Source organism: Porphyrobacter sp. LM 6 (assembly GCF_001720465.1).
In the GTDB taxonomy this organism is placed as follows: Bacteria; Pseudomonadota; Alphaproteobacteria; order Sphingomonadales; family Sphingomonadaceae; genus Erythrobacter.
The window spans coordinates 252,226-267,952 of the sequence record NZ_CP017113.1; the positions used below are offsets into that span (position 1 = coordinate 252,226).

General features: G+C 65.6%; 13 protein-coding genes. 6 read left to right on the forward strand and 7 right to left on the reverse strand.

Annotated elements, in window-relative coordinates; translation table 11 throughout:
• A complete protein-coding gene (gene pepN, locus BG023_RS01285) occupies positions 1 to 2,643 on the reverse strand; it encodes an aminopeptidase N (protein ID WP_069308843.1) in 2,643 nt (880 codons plus the stop codon).
• A 51-nt stretch (positions 2,644 to 2,694) separates the two neighbouring features.
• Between pepN and BG023_RS01290 the strand changes: the two genes are divergently transcribed.
• On the forward strand, positions 2,695 to 3,534 hold the full coding sequence (locus tag BG023_RS01290) for an NAD(P)-dependent oxidoreductase (protein ID WP_069308844.1): 840 nt from the start codon (positions 2,695 to 2,697) through the stop codon (positions 3,532 to 3,534).
• Positions 3,535 to 3,591: 57 nt separating this feature from the next.
• Here the strand turns inward: BG023_RS01290 and BG023_RS01295 are convergent, their stop codons facing one another.
• The gene (locus tag BG023_RS01295) at positions 3,592 to 4,479 is read right to left on the reverse strand and encodes a DMT family transporter (protein WP_069308845.1); all 888 of its coding nucleotides are present in this window, start codon (positions 4,477 to 4,479) and stop codon (positions 3,592 to 3,594) included.
• Positions 4,480 to 4,499: 20 nt separating this feature from the next.
• The gene (locus BG023_RS01300) at positions 4,500 to 5,519 is read right to left on the reverse strand and encodes a threonine aldolase family protein (protein ID WP_069308846.1); all 1,020 of its coding nucleotides are present in this window, start codon (positions 5,517 to 5,519) and stop codon (positions 4,500 to 4,502) included.
• A 65-nt stretch (positions 5,520 to 5,584) separates the two neighbouring features.
• On the opposite strand from BG023_RS01300, the gene BG023_RS01305 reads away from it, so the two are divergent.
• On the forward strand, positions 5,585 to 5,902 hold the full coding sequence (locus BG023_RS01305; protein WP_083234467.1) for a GNAT family N-acetyltransferase: 318 nt from the start codon (positions 5,585 to 5,587) through the stop codon (positions 5,900 to 5,902).
• Here the strand turns inward: BG023_RS01305 and BG023_RS01310 are convergent.
• Positions 5,848 to 7,422 (reverse strand): PH domain-containing protein, encoded by a 1,575-nt coding sequence (locus tag BG023_RS01310; protein WP_069308847.1) that lies wholly within the window; start codon positions 7,420 to 7,422, stop codon positions 5,848 to 5,850. The two genes, BG023_RS01305 and BG023_RS01310, sit on opposite strands and share 55 nt — an antisense overlap.
• A 10-nt stretch (positions 7,423 to 7,432) precedes the next feature.
• Complete coding sequence (locus BG023_RS01315) at positions 7,433 to 7,939, reverse strand: PH domain-containing protein (protein WP_069308848.1); 507 nt, start codon at positions 7,937 to 7,939, stop codon at positions 7,433 to 7,435.
• A 126-nt stretch (positions 7,940 to 8,065) separates the two neighbouring features.
• Between BG023_RS01315 and BG023_RS01320 the strand changes: the two genes are divergently transcribed.
• Positions 8,066 to 8,716, forward strand: coding sequence for a glutathione S-transferase family protein (locus BG023_RS01320; RefSeq protein WP_083234468.1), 651 nt, complete (start codon positions 8,066 to 8,068; stop codon positions 8,714 to 8,716).
• Positions 8,716 to 9,483, forward strand: coding sequence for an SDR family NAD(P)-dependent oxidoreductase (locus tag BG023_RS01325; RefSeq protein WP_069308849.1), 768 nt, complete (start codon positions 8,716 to 8,718; stop codon positions 9,481 to 9,483). Before BG023_RS01320 ends, BG023_RS01325 begins: the two co-directional genes overlap by 1 nt.
• 9 nt (positions 9,484 to 9,492) lie before the next feature.
• Here BG023_RS01325 and BG023_RS01330 read toward each other — a convergent pair whose 3' ends face one another.
• Positions 9,493 to 10,797, reverse strand: coding sequence for a spinster family MFS transporter (locus BG023_RS01330; protein ID WP_069308850.1), 1,305 nt, complete (start codon positions 10,795 to 10,797; stop codon positions 9,493 to 9,495).
• On the reverse strand, positions 10,769 to 11,548 hold the full coding sequence (locus tag BG023_RS01335) for an SDR family NAD(P)-dependent oxidoreductase (protein WP_069308851.1): 780 nt from the start codon (positions 11,546 to 11,548) through the stop codon (positions 10,769 to 10,771). Before BG023_RS01335 ends, BG023_RS01330 begins: the two co-directional genes overlap by 29 nt.
• Before the next feature lie 131 nt (positions 11,549 to 11,679).
• Between BG023_RS01335 and BG023_RS01340 the strand changes: the two genes are divergently transcribed.
• Positions 11,680 to 12,987: an aromatic ring-hydroxylating oxygenase subunit alpha gene (locus BG023_RS01340; protein ID WP_233993043.1), complete on the forward strand. Its 1,308-nt coding sequence runs from the start codon at positions 11,680 to 11,682 to the stop codon at positions 12,985 to 12,987.
• A 211-nt stretch (positions 12,988 to 13,198) separates the two neighbouring features.
• Positions 13,199 to 15,643: a TonB-dependent receptor gene (locus BG023_RS01345; protein ID WP_190315796.1), complete on the forward strand. Its 2,445-nt coding sequence runs from the start codon at positions 13,199 to 13,201 to the stop codon at positions 15,641 to 15,643.
• Positions 15,644 to 15,727 lie beyond the last annotated feature (84 nt).

Consider the following 15,727-nt stretch of genomic DNA (forward strand, 5'->3'; position numbering starts at 1 on the left):
TCATCCGTCCAGACTGCGGCTGACCTGCTCGAAAGTATCGCGCGACAGATCGCCATGCGCCATGATCCGTTCAAGCTCGGCCCGCATCAGGCCTGCACGGCCCGGCTCGATCCGCCGCCAGCGCCCGAGCGCGGGGACGAACCGCGCCGCCGTCTGCGGGTTGATCGGATCGAGCGCGAGAATCACATCGGCAATCATGCGATAGCCCGCCCCACTCGCATCGTGGAACCCCTTGGGGTTACCCGCGAACGCCATGTAGAGCGAGCGGGCGCGGTTGGGGTTCTTGAGCGTGAAGTCGGGATGGCCCGCCAGCGTACGGACATGGGCGATGACATCGGGGTGGAGCGAGAGCGCCTGCAACGTGAACCACTTGTCGACCACCAGCGCATTGTCCTTGTAGCGCTCGTAGAAGGCGGCGAGCCGCTGTTCGCGCGCGGGCGAATCGAGCGAGCACAGCACCATCAGCGCGCCCTGCCGGTCGGTCATGTTGTCGGCGGCGTCATATTGCTCGGCGGCCAGCGTGGCGGCGCGCGCCGGATCGGCGGCTGCGAGATACACCAGCGCTTGCGTCTTCACCTTGCGTGCCCCGCGACCGGCGGGATCGCCCAGGGGCACCGCCGAGGCGCGGGCGTGCAGCGCGCCCAGTTCCTCTGCCAGCGCCGCGCCAATCGCAGCCTTCAGCCCTTCGCGCGCGGCATGGATCGTGCCCGGATCGGCGAGGCCGCCGTGGCTCGCCATCACTTCGAACAGATAGGTCTCGCTCGGCAGGATCATCAGCTCGCCGCGCATCGCATCATCGAGCCGCTGGTCGGCAATGCTCGAACGGAACGCAGCGATGATCGCCGCTTCGCCCGCAGTCAGATCATCTGCCGAAAGAGCGCAGCTGGCCGCACCGACTAGGTGGCTGACCGCGAGTTCCTGCAAGGCTTCCGAACGGGCAAAGGGATCATCGTCATGCCCGGCGAGGAACACGAGATCCTCTCGCGCAAGTTCGCGTTCGATCACTACCGGGGCGGTGAAGCCGCGGTTGATCGACACCACCGGATCGGGGCCTGCAAGCGGCAGCGTGACCGTCTGCTCTGTCTCGGCCAGCACCACCAGCTGTTCCGCGCCCAGGGTGCCGCTGCGCGAATGGACCGCAATCTTCAGCGGGATCGGCATCGGCAGCTTGTCGGGCTGACCGGGGGTGGCGGGTACGGTCTGTTTGAGGGTCAGTCGCAAGTTGTCGCTCTCAACCGCCTGGCGCACCTCGACGCGCGGAGTGCCCGCCTGCGAATACCAGCGCCGGAACTGGGTCAGGTCGATGCCCGCCCCGTCCTCGATTGCCCTGACGAAATCCTCGCACGTCGCCGCTTCGCCATCATGGCGGTCAAAATAGAGATCGGTGCCTGCCCGGAACCGCTCCACACCGACCATCGAGCGGATCATGCGGATGACCTCGGCGCCCTTGTTGTAGACGGTCGCGGTGTAGAAGTTACTGATCTCGCGGTAGGAATCGGGCCGGATCGGGTGCGCGAGCGGGCCTGAATCCTCGGGGAACTGGGCCGCACGCAGGATCCGCACATCCTCGATCCGCTTGACCGCCTCGCCCCGCATATCCTGCGAGAACAGCTGGTCGCGCAGCACGGTGAAACCTTCCTTGAGGCTCAGCTGGAACCAGTCGCGGCAGGTAATGCGATTGCCCGACCAGTTGTGGAAGTATTCGTGCGCGATCACGCCTTCAACTGCGTCGAAGTCCGCATCGGTGGCGGTGTCGGGGTCGGCGAGGACATACTTCGTGTTGAAGACGTTGAGTCCCTTGTTCTCCATCGCCCCCATGTTGAAATCGCTGACGGCGACGATGTTGTAGAGATCGAGGTCGTATTCGCGGCCGAACACCTCCTCGTCCCACGTCATCGAGCGGTGCAGCGATTCGAGCGCGTGGTCGGTGCGCGCGATATCCTCGGCCCGCACCCAGACGTTGCATTCGACCTGTCGGCCCGAACGGGTGACGAAGGGCTTGGAATTGGCGACCAGATCGCCTGCGACGAGCGCGAAAAGATAGGACGGTTTGGGCCAGGGATCGTGCCATTCGGCCCAGTGCGTGCCGTCGCCATTATCGCCCGCAGCGGTGCGGTTGCCGTTGCACAGCAGGATCGGGAAGGCCGCTTTGTCGCCCGCCATCCGCACCGTGTAGACCGACAGCACATCGGGCCGGTCGGGGAAGAAAGTGATGCGGCGGAAGCCCTCGGATTCGCACTGGGTGCAGAGCATTCCGTTCGAGGCGTAGAGGCCCATCAGCTGGGTGTTGGCGGCGGGGTTGATGGTGGTGACGATGGTGACCTCGTGCCGCTCGCCCGGCAGGGTCACGATCAGATCGGGGCCATCCATCCGCCACGACGCGGCCTCGCCGTCGACGCTGACGCTTTGCGCGGCGATGCTGTCGCCGCTCAGCCGCAGTTCAGGCGAAGCAGCAGCGGCAGGGTTGCGTTCAACTACGAGCGTCGCGGTGACCGTGGTCGCTTCCAGCCCAAGCGCGAAGTCGAGATGCGTGGTCGGCACCCGCCACGCAAAAGGCTGGTATTCCTCGCGCCGGATCAGCGGCGGCTCGGCAGGGGTTGCGGGGGCGTTGTCGGGGGCGATGGGGTTGTGTGCGATATCCATGCGCGCCGATTTAGGTTGATTCGTCCTCAGGTCCAATCATTAGGTTGGCGCATGGGCCGTTTGCTGATCTTTGGACTGGGCTACACCGCCGGACGCATAGCTGCAGCGATGCGCGCGCGCGGGTGGCAGGTCACGGCGACGGGCAGCGCGGGCGATATCGCTTTTGACAACCGGGCCGCCGTGTTGGCAGCCATCGGCGAAGCGCCCCACATCCTCTCGTCGGTCCCGCCCGAACGGGCAGGCGGCGATCCGGTGCTCGATGCCTATGGCAAGGCGCTGGCCGGCAAGGCGCTGTTCTACCTCTCCTCCACCGGCGTCTATGGCGACCGCGAAGGCGCGTGGGTGGACGAGGCAACGCCAACCATCGCGCAATCTGGAGAAGGTCGGCGCAACGCGCGGGCCGAGGCTGACCTTGCATGGCTGAACATGGGCGCGCGGGTGTTCCGCCTGCCGGGGATCTACGGTCCGGGCCGCTCCGCGCTCGACCGGGTGCGGGCCGGGCAGGCGCGGCGGATCGACTTGCCCGGACAGGTGTTCAGCCGCGTCCATGTCGATGACATTGCCAGCGGGGTCGTAGCGGCGCTGGAGCAGAATGCACCCGCAGGCGCCTACAACCTCGGCGATGATTGCCCTTGCAGCGGCAATGAAGTGACCGAACACGCGTGCCGCTTGCTCGGGTTGCCGTTCCCGCCGCTGGAGACGCTGGAACAGGCGAACCTCTCGGAAATGGCGCGCGGGTTCTACATGGAGAATCGCCGCGTCGCCAACGGCAAGGCCAAGCGGGTGCTTGGGTGGGAGCCGAGGTTCCCGACCTATGTCGAAGGTCTAGAGTCCTTGTTTTCGCCTCAAGCGCCGGCGGGCGCCTCCGCGCCCTTGGCTTGCGCGCCATAAGGCGCGACGGGCATTCGCCCTTGCGGCCCTGCGGGCCGATCAACGCTCTTTTGAGAGCTACTTCTTCTGCTTTGACCGAAGCGCCAGCCCCATGCCCAGCAGCGCCAGCGCCATGCCGCCGACCGACAGCGCGTCCCACGCAAAGCCCTCGAACAGGGTCGACAGCCCCATCGCCACGCACACGGTGACGATCCCGTTATAGGCAGTCTTCCCAGCCCCGATCTCGCGCACGAGGTTGTAATGGAGCGGGAAGGTTACCACCGATCCGATGATCGCGAGATAGGCCGTCCCCGCCCAGAACTGCCAGCCGCTGGGCACCTGCGGCGCGCCCTCGGTGGCGAAAGCGTAGACCAGATCGAAGCCCGTCCCGTAGAGCATCGCCCAGGCGAGCAGGCTCACCATAGGCACCCCGCGCCCCGTCGGGTTGGCCTGCACCACATTGGCGATCGATGCGGCGAGCATCCCGCCCACTGCGAGCACGATGCCGAGGCCAACATCACCGCCGAGCGGCGCAGCGTTCCATTCGTGCACCAGCAGCATCGCCACCCCGGCAATCGCGACAAGGCTGCCGCCGATAAAGCCGCCCTGGACCCGCTCGCCGATGAACACCCTAGCGAAGAGCGCATTGGGCACCATCAGCAGCGCGAACATCACCGCGACGATGCCGGAGGTGATGTGCTGTTCCGCATGATAGACGAACAGGAAATTGCCCGAGAACTGCGCGATGCCGACCCCGAGCGCGAGCAGGTGCTCGGGCCGGTTGAGCCGCAGCCGGTTGCCCATCACCACCGCCAGCGCGAACAGCGCCGGGGTCGCCAGCATGAAGCGGTAGAACACCCCCCATGCGGCGGGCACATCGGAAATCTGTCCGGTGATGACAAACCAGGTCGAACCCCAGATCGTGCCGGTCAGCATGAAGGGGATCAGCACCTTGGGGCTGAGCATCGATGGCGCGGGAGTTGAGGTCACAGCGCGGCGATCGCCTTGCCGAGCGCCGCGGCATCCTCGCCGCGGGTGTTCCACGCGGTGACGAAGCGCGCCGAGTCCACACCCCAATCGTAGAATGCGAAATCCTGCGCGCGCAGCGCCTCGCGCTCGGCTTCGGTCAAGCGCACGAAGAGCTCGTTCGCTTCCACCGGATGGAGCAGGCGATCCGCGCAGCCTGCGGCCACTTCCTGCGCCGCGGCATTGGCATGGGCGGCGTTGGCGAGCCACAGCCCGTCATCGAGCATCGCGAGGATCTGCGCAGCGAGATAGCGGCCCTTGCATTGCAGGTGGCCTGCGCGCTTGCGGCGGTAGCGCACCTGATGCGCGGCCTCGGGATCGAACAGCACTACGGCTTCCGCGCCCATCCCGCCGTTCTTGATGAAGCCGAAGGCGAGGCTGTCGACCGGGCCGCTCGCCGCGCGCGCTGCATTCTCGGGCGAGCCGCCGAGGAACGCCGCCGCATTCGCAAAGCGCGCGCCGTCCATGTGCAGGCCGAGGCGTCGCTCTTTCGCAAAGGCACCCAGCGCCGCCAGTTCCGTAGGCGTGTAGGCTCGCCCATATTCGCTCGCCTGCGTGATCGCGACGGCATGGGGCTGAACCTGATGCACATCGTTGCGGATCGGATCGATCAGCGCGGCGATATCGGCAGGGGTCAGCTTCGCGCCCTCGCCTTCGGCCAGCATCAGCTTGGCACCGTGGAGGAAAAAGCCCGGCGCGCCGCCCTCGTCCACCTCGATATGCGCCTCACGGTGGCACACCACCCCGCCGTGGGGCGCGCACATCGTTGCCAGTGCAAGGCAATTGGCCGCCGTCCCCGTTGCCACCCAGAGCGCAGCGCATTCCCGCCCGAACAGCGCGGTGAAACGCGCATCGAGCTCCTTGGACAGCGCATCGCCGTCATAGGGATTGTCCGGACGGTCAGCCGCGCGCATCGCCTCCCACAAGCGGGGGTGGACGGCAGCGGCATTGTCGGAGAGAAAGGGCTTGGACAAAGTCATCGCAGACCGCCTCTATCGCGCCGCGCGCGGGTTGCAAGCGATTGGGGCAAGCGGAAGGACACAAGATGGGCGAGCCTCTGACCGGATTGACCATCACCCACCACGTTGCCGGTGGCGGCGGGCGCTATGTCGCCACGCTCGCCGACAGCCGCGAACAGGGCTATCTCGAATGGGAACCCGGCGGTGACCATGGCGGACGCGAGGTGCGGATTGCGGCGCATACCATCGTGCCGCGCGCGATCGGTCGGCGCGGGGTGGCGGCAGCGCTGGTGGCGCGGCTGATCGACGATGCCGATCGGCAGGGCTTCCTGATCCGGCCCGACTGTTCCTATGTCGCCGCCAAGTTCGCCGAAAATCCCGACTGGGCCCCGCTGAAAGTCTGATCGTCCCCGTCTGACAGCGGGGCATCAAGGCGCGAATAATCGGTCGCGGCGATGGTTTCGAGGATTTGCGCGCGCAGGGCCCGCGCCTCGTCCAGCGGCACGCCTGGGATCGCGAAGGTTCCGCCAGCCAGCCCCAGATGCAAGGTGGCATAGCCGCGCAGCCGTGCCAGCGGGCTCTGCGCGATTTCGACCGAGTGGAGCTTCAACCGGGTGGCGATGCGGCTGGTGGGGGATAGCAGCCCGGTGGTCGCAAAAATCTGCGTCGCATCGACGGCATGACGGCGGAATTCCCACGCATAGAGGTTGGCCGCGACGAGCACGACTGCGGCACCCAAGGGAATCAGAGCAACCCCGAAGGGAGCGAACAGTGCCGCAGGGATCGCCGCTGCAAGGCACAACAGCGCCCCGCCGATGGCGCGGTCGGCCATGTGGCGCTTGCTGGCGCGGTGCCATGAGATGCCCGCATCGGGCAGGTGGAAGCCTGCTTGCGACACGATCGGTGCGATTTCGTCCATCTGCGCGAAGGGGGCGACGACGTGGCTTTCGCTGAGAATATCCTGCGCGAGGCTGACGAAGCTGAGCGAATGCCAGCCCAATCGATAGCGCACCAGCCCGGTGTCGATCACCAGCGCCTGCACGCGGTGCGCGGGCATCACCACATCGGTGCGGGTGAACAGCCCGCGCTGGCGGCGGAACCCGCGTGCACTGCGGGTCAAAGTGAAGCCCCAGTCGCGCAGCACCGTGCGGACGACGCCCGTCACTGTGCCGACCAGCACCAGCCCGATCAGCCCGACGACGACCCCGATGGCCTGCGCGATAGGGCCGAGCGTCGCGACCGTGCTGCCCTGTTGCTTGAGCCAGCCATACCAGAGGTTGACGTCCCACAGCTCAACGCTCGTCACGTTGTCGACATATTGCAGCAGACCGCCGAGCACCGCGAACACTGCGAGCGAGAATTCAAACAGGCCGAAGGTCAACAAGCGCTGCGGCCCCATTGCGAACAGCGCGCTCTCGCCCGTGTCGGAAGCGGGGGTTGTTCCGGCTTGCTTCTCACCGGCAGGAGCGGCGGTTGGCGCATCCTCGCGGCGTTCGCGTACCAGTTCGCGCAGGCGTTCGCCCTCGGCGCGGGTGAGGTATTGCAGCGCCAGATCATCGGCCCCGCCCGCTCCCGTCTCGAACTTCACCGAAACGAGCCCGAACAGGCGCGGCAGCGGCTTGGCTTCGAGGCTGACGTCCTGGATCCGCTCGTAAGGCACAGAGCGCGCCGCACGGCTGAGGATGCCGCTTTCGACCCGGATGTCGTTTTCGCCGATCACATAGGTCAGCCGACGCCAGCCGATATAGCTCGTCAGCGTGCCGATCGCCGCCGCCGCCAGCCCGACACCGACCGCAACCAGAAAACGTCCACCGCCGCCGATGCCCGAAAATGCGATGGCGATGGCGGGGATGATCGCGCTGCGGATACTGCCGATCGCACCCAGCACGACGCTGATCGGCGCGGTGCGCTGAACTTCGCTCATGAACCGTGTCTCACATCGTCTCGCGGCGGATGTGGGCGCGTATCTCCTCGCGCATTTCCCGCGCCAGCTCTTCGCCCAGCCCCGGCAGCGAAACGCTGGCGTTGTGATTGCCGGCGGTATGCAGCGTCAGCGTGGCGAGCCCGAAGAACCGGTCAAGCGGGCCCTGATTCACGTCGATATGCTGCACCCGGCCGAACGGCACCACCGTGTCCGACCGGAACAGCAGCCCGCGCACCACCCGAAGGCGATCGGCGCTGATCTGATACCCGCGCGCGTTGTACCGGCTGGTCGGAATGCGGATCACCAGGGCGATCGCGATCAGCAGCACCGGCCCGGCAATCGCCCCGCTCGGGAAGTAGCCCTGGCCGCGAAAGACCGTCTCCAGCACCAGCGACCCGATCAGAAAGGGGATCGCGTTCAACACGGTCTGCACCCGCAGCGCATGGCTGTAATTGGGGTGCAGCTTGGTCAGCTCGCCATCATCGTCGGACGGCAGGGTAACAGGCGTTTGATCCATGGTGCCTTAGTGGCGCAATACAGCGTGCCCGTGCAAGCGATTTCGCGTCTGATCCTAGCGCATTTATGAGGGCGACGGACGCGCCCTAGCCTCCTAGAACCTCTGGCAAAACCTATTGGGAGAGACATGATGACCACGCTCCATTCCAGCCTTGGCCCCAACCCGCGTCTCGTGCGGATGTTCATGGTCGAAAAGGGCCTTGAGGAAGGGCGCGATTTCACCCGCGTGCATTACGACATCATCGCCGGCACCAACCGGCAGGATGCGGGCTACATGGCGAAGAACCCGCAAGGCACCACCCCGACGCTCGAGCTGGATGACGGCACCTGCCTCACCGAAAGCTGGCCGATCTGCGAATTCATCGAGGAGATGCATCCCGCCCCCAACCTGTTCGGCGAAACTCCGCTGGAGCGTGCCGAGGTGCGCAAGTGGGTGCGGCTGTTCGATCAGGAAGTGGTCGTGCCGATGACGATGGGCTTCCGCGCAGGCGCAGGCCGCCCGATGTTCGAACCGCGCATGGCGGTGGTGTCGACCGAGGCGGGAGCCGAGCTGACCGCGATGGCGGACGCCAAGTGGCGGATGTTCGATGCCATTCTCGGCGAGAAGAACCACATCGCGCTTGGCCGCTTCACTTTCGCCGATCTGATCATCTTCGCTTTCGCCAATTTCGGCTTCACCATCGGCTGGAAACTGCCGGAAGGGACCGACAACCTCGCCCGCTTCGTGGCGACCCACAACCAGCGCCCCTGCGCCGCGATCTGGCAACAGGCCGAATAATGCCCGACCTCAAGGGCAAGGTCGCAATCGTCACCGGCTGCGCGAGCGGGATCGGTGCGGCGACGGTACGACGGCTGCGCGCCGATGGGGCCGAGGTGCTCGGCACCGACATGAATGCCGATGGCGGCGCGGCGCTGTGCGCGGAAACCGGCGCGGTGTTCGCGCAGCAGGACGTGGCCGATATCGCCCTTTGGACCGCGATCGTCGCACAGGCGGTGGAGCGCTGGGGGCGGCTCGATATCCTTGTGAACAACGCGGGCACCGTGTCGGCGCTCAGCATCGAGGACGTGACCGACGACGCCTGGGACCGGATCTTCGACATCAACGTCAAGGGCACAATGGCCGGATGCCGCGCCGCAATTGCCGCGATGAAGGCCAATCCGGGCGGCTCCAAGGGCGCGATCGTCAACATCGCATCGACCACCGCGATGGCCGCGCTGCCGACCGATGTGGCCTATTCGTCAAGCAAGGGCGCCGTGCGCGTGTTGACCCGCTCGGTCGCGGTGCATTGCGCGAAAGAGGGCTACAACATCCGCTGCAACACGGTGATCCCGGGCGCGACCGATACCGGCATCCTCACCCATGCCGAAGGCGTGACGCCCGGGCTCAAGGCGGCTGTGGCGAAAACCTCGCCGCTGAACCGGCTGGCCGATCCGGCCGAGACAGCAGCGGCGATTGCCTTCCTCGTCTCCGACGAATGTCCCTACATGACCGGCGCGGAGATGCTGGTCGATGGCGGGATGATGGCGATCCACCCCGGTTTCTAGGCCGGGGTTCTAACCCTCCCGCATCTTCTCCAGATAGCCGCTCGGCCCCATCTGCGCGGCGGTCCACGCGAAGATCGCCATCGAGGCCAGGCCCGAAACCAGGCACACCCCGAACACGGCAACCGCCAGCGCGCTCGGCCCTTGGGTCGGGGTCAGCGCATCGCTCACCGCGCCGATCACCGCCAGCCCCAGCGCTTGCCCGACGAGATTGTTGAAGAACAGCGCGATCGCCACAGCAAAGCCGCGGCTCGCCGGTTCGACCGAGGCCTGAATGCCCGACAGGATGCCCGCCTGACTGGCGACATAGATCGCATAGGCGAGTCCGAACCAGACAAGGAACGCGGTAAAGCCGCTCGATGTCAGGCTGAGCGCCAGCGGCACCACGCAGCCGAGGCTGACCACACCCGGTAGCCACGCCCGCCAGCGTTCGTCCCGCAGGGTCAGCCAATGGGTCACATATCCGCCAAGGATCGGCCCGGGGATGCCGCCGAGCAGGAAGGTAAAGCCGAGATAGAGGCCCACATCCCCAGTCGAGATCGGGAACTGGCGCAGCATCACCGCCGCCATCCAGAAGGCGAGCGCATAGCCGATCATGATCTGCACCGCCCATCCCAGCGCCAACCCCATGAACACGCGGTTGGTGACGAGGCTCATGATCGTGCGCCCGAGCGGCAGTTGCGCCATATCGGTGCCCTTGGGGGCATAGCGCCCGCGCGGCGGCTCGCGCACGGTGAGATAGAGCACTGCGCCGATCAGCAGCCCCGGCAGGCCCATCAGGATGAAAGCCCAGCGCCAGTCGAACCATTCGGCCAGCTGCCCACCGACGATCAGGCCGGTAGCGGTCCCGATGGTCGATCCGAGCGTGAGGAAGCCCATCGCCTTGGCGAGTTCGTGGCGCGCGAAGAAATCCGCCACGAGGCTCTGCGAGGAAGGGCCGGAACAGCCCTCGCCCACGCCCACGCCGGTGCGCGCCATGAACAGCGTCCAGAAGCCCGTCGCCATCCCGCAGGCGGCGGTCATCAGGCTCCAGAAACTGATCGCGGCCGCGACGATGTTCTTGCGGGTCGAGCGGTCAGCCAGCCGCGCGGCGGGAAAGCCCGCGAGCACATAGACGAGGCTGAACGCCGCTCCGCCGAGCAGGCCGAGCTGGAAGTCCGACAGCTGGAACGCGGCCTTGATGTCCTCGACCAGAATGCCGAACACCAGCCGGTCGGCGACGCTGAAGGCGCTGGTGAGCGTCAGCAGCGACAGGACATACCAGCGGTGGGCGCCGGGTTTCCCGTCCTCAGTGGTGGGGGCGGGCGTAGAGGCCATTGTCCACCGGGATCGTCAGGCCGTTGAGGAAGCGTGCTTCGTCCGAAGCGAGGAACAACACGCAGCCCGCGACATCCTTGGGATGGCCGAGCGCATTGGCATCGAGCGGGCCTTCGGGAATCTCCATCGGCGTCGTGCCAGCGCGGCCCGAGACGCCCATCACCATCGGGGTTTCGATCCCTCCCGGTGCCAGCGCGTTGACCCGGATGCCGTAGCCGCGATCCTGGAAATCCATCGCCAGACTGCGGGTCATGCCTGCAATCGCCGACTTGGCGGCGGCATAGGCGGGGATGTTGCCATAGCCCAGCAGCGCTGCGGTCGAGGCCATGTTGATGATCGACGAGCCGCCCCCTCCGACCTTGAGGTGGCGGTGCTTCATCAGCGGCACACCGTATTTGCAGCCGAGGAAGGTGCCGACCACGTGGATGTCGAGGTGCAGCTTGAAGTGGGCGAGCGAGCAATCCTCGATGCTCTCGAAGATCACGTTGCCGGCATTGTTGACGAGGATGTCGAGCCCGCCGTGGCGTTCCTCGACCGCGCGCATCACCTCGATCCACTGTTCCTCGCTGGTGACATCGAGCGCCATCGCGTCGCCGCCGATGGAGTCGGCCACCTTGTGCGCCAGCTCGACCTCGCGGTCGGTGACGATCACTGTCGCCCCTTCACGCGCCAGCGCCTCGCAATCCGCCTTGCCCAGACCCATTGCGCCGCCTGTCACCAGTGCGACCTTTCCTGCCACCCTTCCCGCCATCTGCTCTCTCCCAAAAGCGTCGTTTTATCGAGGCCAGCCTAAGCGGCGGGCGGGCAGGTGCCACTGTCGAAAGCGCGAGGGCGCTGGGCGGGCGGGTCGATGTATTCTTCCGGACAGAGGGAGAGGCGAGAATGATGGACGCCAGCGAAGTCGCGCGATTGAAGGCGCTGATGGAATGGGAAGGCACGCGCACCGCGCCGCCCGAAGGTTTCCCGCGCCTGCCCGATATGCCCGCAGGCCGCTACACCAGTCCGGAATACTTCGCGCTCGAACAGCAACACGTATTCCGCAAGAGCTGGCTGTTCGCCGGGCACCTCGACGAAATCCCCGAGCCGGGATGCTACATGCGCTGGCACAATGCCGGCGATCCGATCGTGATCGTCCACGGCATGGACGGCCAGGTGCGCGCCTTCCACAACACCTGCCGCCATCGCGGCGCGCCGGTGGTGACCGAGGATCGCGGCAAGTCCTCGCGCCTGATGTGCGGCTATCACAACTGGACTTACAAGACCGACGGCAGCCTCGTCGGCGTGCCCGAGCGGCGCGACTTCCCCGCCGACTTCGATATGAGCTGCCGCGGGCTTCTGCCGGTGCGCTGCGAGATGTTCGGGAAAGTGATCTACGTCAACTTCGACATGGACGCGATGCCGCTGCTCGACTGGCTCGGCCCGCTGGCGCGCGAGTGGGAGGAGTTCGCCTTCGACCGGATCAAGCTCGCAGCGCGGCACAGCTTCGATCTCAAGTGCAACTGGAAGGTGGCGATGGAGGCCAACATGGAGGTCTACCATGTGCCTTTCATCCACCCCAACACGGTCGCCCCGCTGGTGGACTCCACGCGCAATTTCAACACCATGTATCCCAACGGGCACGCCCGGATGCTCGCCCCGCCGCCGCGCCAGACCGATCGCGAGCACGTGCGCGCGATCGATAGCCCGCCCGGCTGGCAGCAGATCGCAAGCGTGGGAGAACTGGGCCGCACCTGCACCCAGAGCTACACGCTGTTCCCCAACTGGGTCAGCCCGCTCAGCAACTACTTCGTGCCGCCGCTGGTGTTCTGGCCGACCTCGCTCACCACCACGCGGCTGGAGCTGGTGACGATGGCGCTCGACTGGGGCGATGCCCCCGCGCCCGACTTGTGGACCGTGCCCGACGAAACCCAGCCCAACGGGCGACAGATGAGCCCGATCATCCTTGAAGACACCCAGTTCGGCGAGGCGATCCAGCAGTCCATGCAAGGATCGGCATTCCGTTCGGTGCCGCTGTCCTATCAGGAGGCGCGGATCTACTCTTTCCACCAGAGCCTCGACAAGATGATCGGGATCGCCAACGTGCCCGAGCACCTGAGAGTAGAACAGGTTATCGGCTCCGAATGGGTGTGGCCCAACGATCCCCGCATCGATCAGATGGCGAACGATATGGCACGCGCGGCAGCCGAATGACGTTACGGCAAACAGCCGTTTCAGGCGCTTTCGGGGGCGAATGTGGCGTTTTTGTCGCAGTTTGGCGTGTTCACTATCGCTTTTGCTGATGGTGCGCGCGCAACCGAACCATACACCTGCAAGACATACCGAAAGGCGTGATGAGAGACGCGCCCGAGGTTGGAGAAATCCGGGTCTTCGGGTTAGCCGCGACCCAAGGGGAGAGAGGATCATGAATACACTTCGTGCCCGAGTTGCATCCGGTGCCCGCTCCGGCGGCATGCGTCGCGCCTTGCTGTGCGGCGCAGCGCTGAGCAGCCTCACCGCGATGCCGAGCGTGGCTTTCGCGCAGGACGCAGAAACGGCTGAGGACGGCTCGGAAGAGCGCGTCATCATCGTGCAGGCCCGCCGCCAGAACGAAACGCTACAGGAAGTGCCGGTAACGGTGACCGCGATCGGCGGTGACACTCTCCAGAAGTACAACATCGACCAGGTTGCCGACGTCGTCAGCCGCGTGCCGACCCTCAACGTGCAGTCCGGCGGCTCGGGCTCGGGTGGCCAGATCAGCTTGCGCGGTGTGGGCTCGTCGAACATCTCGGCGGCATTCGATTCCGCGGTGGCCTTCGAATATGACGGCGTCGTCGTCTCGACCATGCGCATGGTGCAGGCCGGCTTCTTCGACGTCGAGCAGATCGACGTGCTGCGCGGCCCGCAGTCGCTGTTCTTCGGTAAGTCGGCCACCGCCGGCGTGCTGTCGCTGCGTTCCGCCAATCCCACCTCCACCTGGGAAGTCGGGATGCGCGCGAACTATGAATTCGAAGAGAAGGGCTACCTGCTCTCGGGTTACATCTCCGGCCCGGTGACCGACACCCTCGGCATCCGCGTTGCCGCGCAATTCAACGATATCGATGAATTCCAGCTGCTTCAGGAAAACACCCCGGCGGTGAACCAGAAGCGCGGGCTGACCGACTTCATCGGCCGCCTGACCCTTGACTGGAACCCGGCTGACCGGTTCCGTGCCAACTTCAAGCTGCAGTACACCAAGAACGAGAACGACGGCGCCATCGGCACGGCGGAAATCAACTGCGGCGCCAACGGTGTGGCGGATTCGATCTCGCTGCTGGGCGGTGCCCTGCAGATTCCGGCCGGCTACAATTGTATCACCGATGACCAGCGCTATTACCTGACCGACGCGGCGGGTCCGCTGTCCGGCCCGGTTCCGGGCAATTCGCCTGCCAATGGCCGCAACGGCGTGCCTTTCGGCGAGACCGAAATCTGGTTCGGACGTCTGCAGTTCGACCTCGACCTGTCCGACACGCTGACGCTGACCTCGGTTACCGGCCTGCTCAACATGGATGCGATCGACTACGATCCGTATTCCTACGGCGGTTTCTTCCCCGGGCCGAACGGCACCCGCCTGCCGGGCGGCGCCGGTTCGTCCGATCCAATCAACCAGCTTGAACAGTACAGCCAGGAACTGCGTCTGGCCTCGGATTTCGATGGCGCGTTCAACTTCATGGTCGGCGCGTTCTACGAAGACCGCACCTTCATCTTCGACACCTCGCAGCAGGCTGTGAACATCTCGTTCGTCGCGCCCGATCCGGTGACCGGCTTCACCTACGACTGGGACAAGACCCACACCACCAAGACCGAAGCCCTTTCGTTCTTCGGTAGCGCGATGATCGATCTGACCGACAAGCTCGAACTGTCGGGCGGTATCCGCTGGACCGACGAGCAGAAGGTCCAGACCATCGCGGTGCCTTACCTGCACACCTTCCTGCAAGGTCCGGGCTTCGTGCGGCCGGGCTTCTTCTCGGGCCCAATCAACTTTGCCGACGACAACTTCTCGCCGGAAGTGACCCTGCGGTATCAGGCGACCGACGACATCAACGTCTTCGCCTCGTACAAGACCGGCTTCAAGTCGGGCGGGATCGACAACTCGGCGCTGCCGTCGAACAGCCTCAGCCAGGCGGCGATCAGCGGCGACTTCAGCTCGCTGATCTTCAAGTCCGAAGAGGCTGAAGGTGGTGAAGTCGGCTTCAAGTCGCAGTGGGCGGACCGCACCTTCACCCTCAACGCGACGGCGTTCTACTATGTCTTCACCGACCTGCAGGTGCAGAACTTCAACGCCTCGACCATTCAGTTCATCACCAGCAACGCGGGTGAGCTGACCACCAAGGGTGTGGACATCGAAAGCCGCTGGATCACCCCGGTCGACGGGCTGAGCTTCTCGGCCAACCTGTCCTACCTCGATGCCCAGTACACCGACACCTTCCTGCAACCCGGCGGTGCCGGCGGCGCGATCGACCTCGATGGTCGTCGTGGCAGCCAGGCTCCGGAATGGGCCGGGAACATCGCGGCTGACTGGAGCATCCCGCTGAACGACAGCCTCGAACTGTTCCTCTCGGGTAACGCGGCCTACAACGATGGCTACATCACCGACGAAGCGACGCTGAACGACTATGTCCAGCCGAGCTTCTGGCTGTTCGACGCCAACGTCTCGATCGGCCACCCGGACGGCAACTGGAAGGTCTCGCTGGTCGGCCAGAACCTCACCGACGAGATCTTCACCATCACCAGCGGCGGGCGTCCGTTCCTGCCGCCGGGCGGTGACGACTTCGTGATGACCCAGAACCGCGGTCGTCAGGTGTTTGCCGAAGTCAGCTTCAAGTTCTGATTTCGTCTAACAGGGGACACAGGGGGGCGGGCCAGCGATGGCTCGCCCCTTTCCTTTAGCCCCTTTGCTCTGGATCAATGGCGC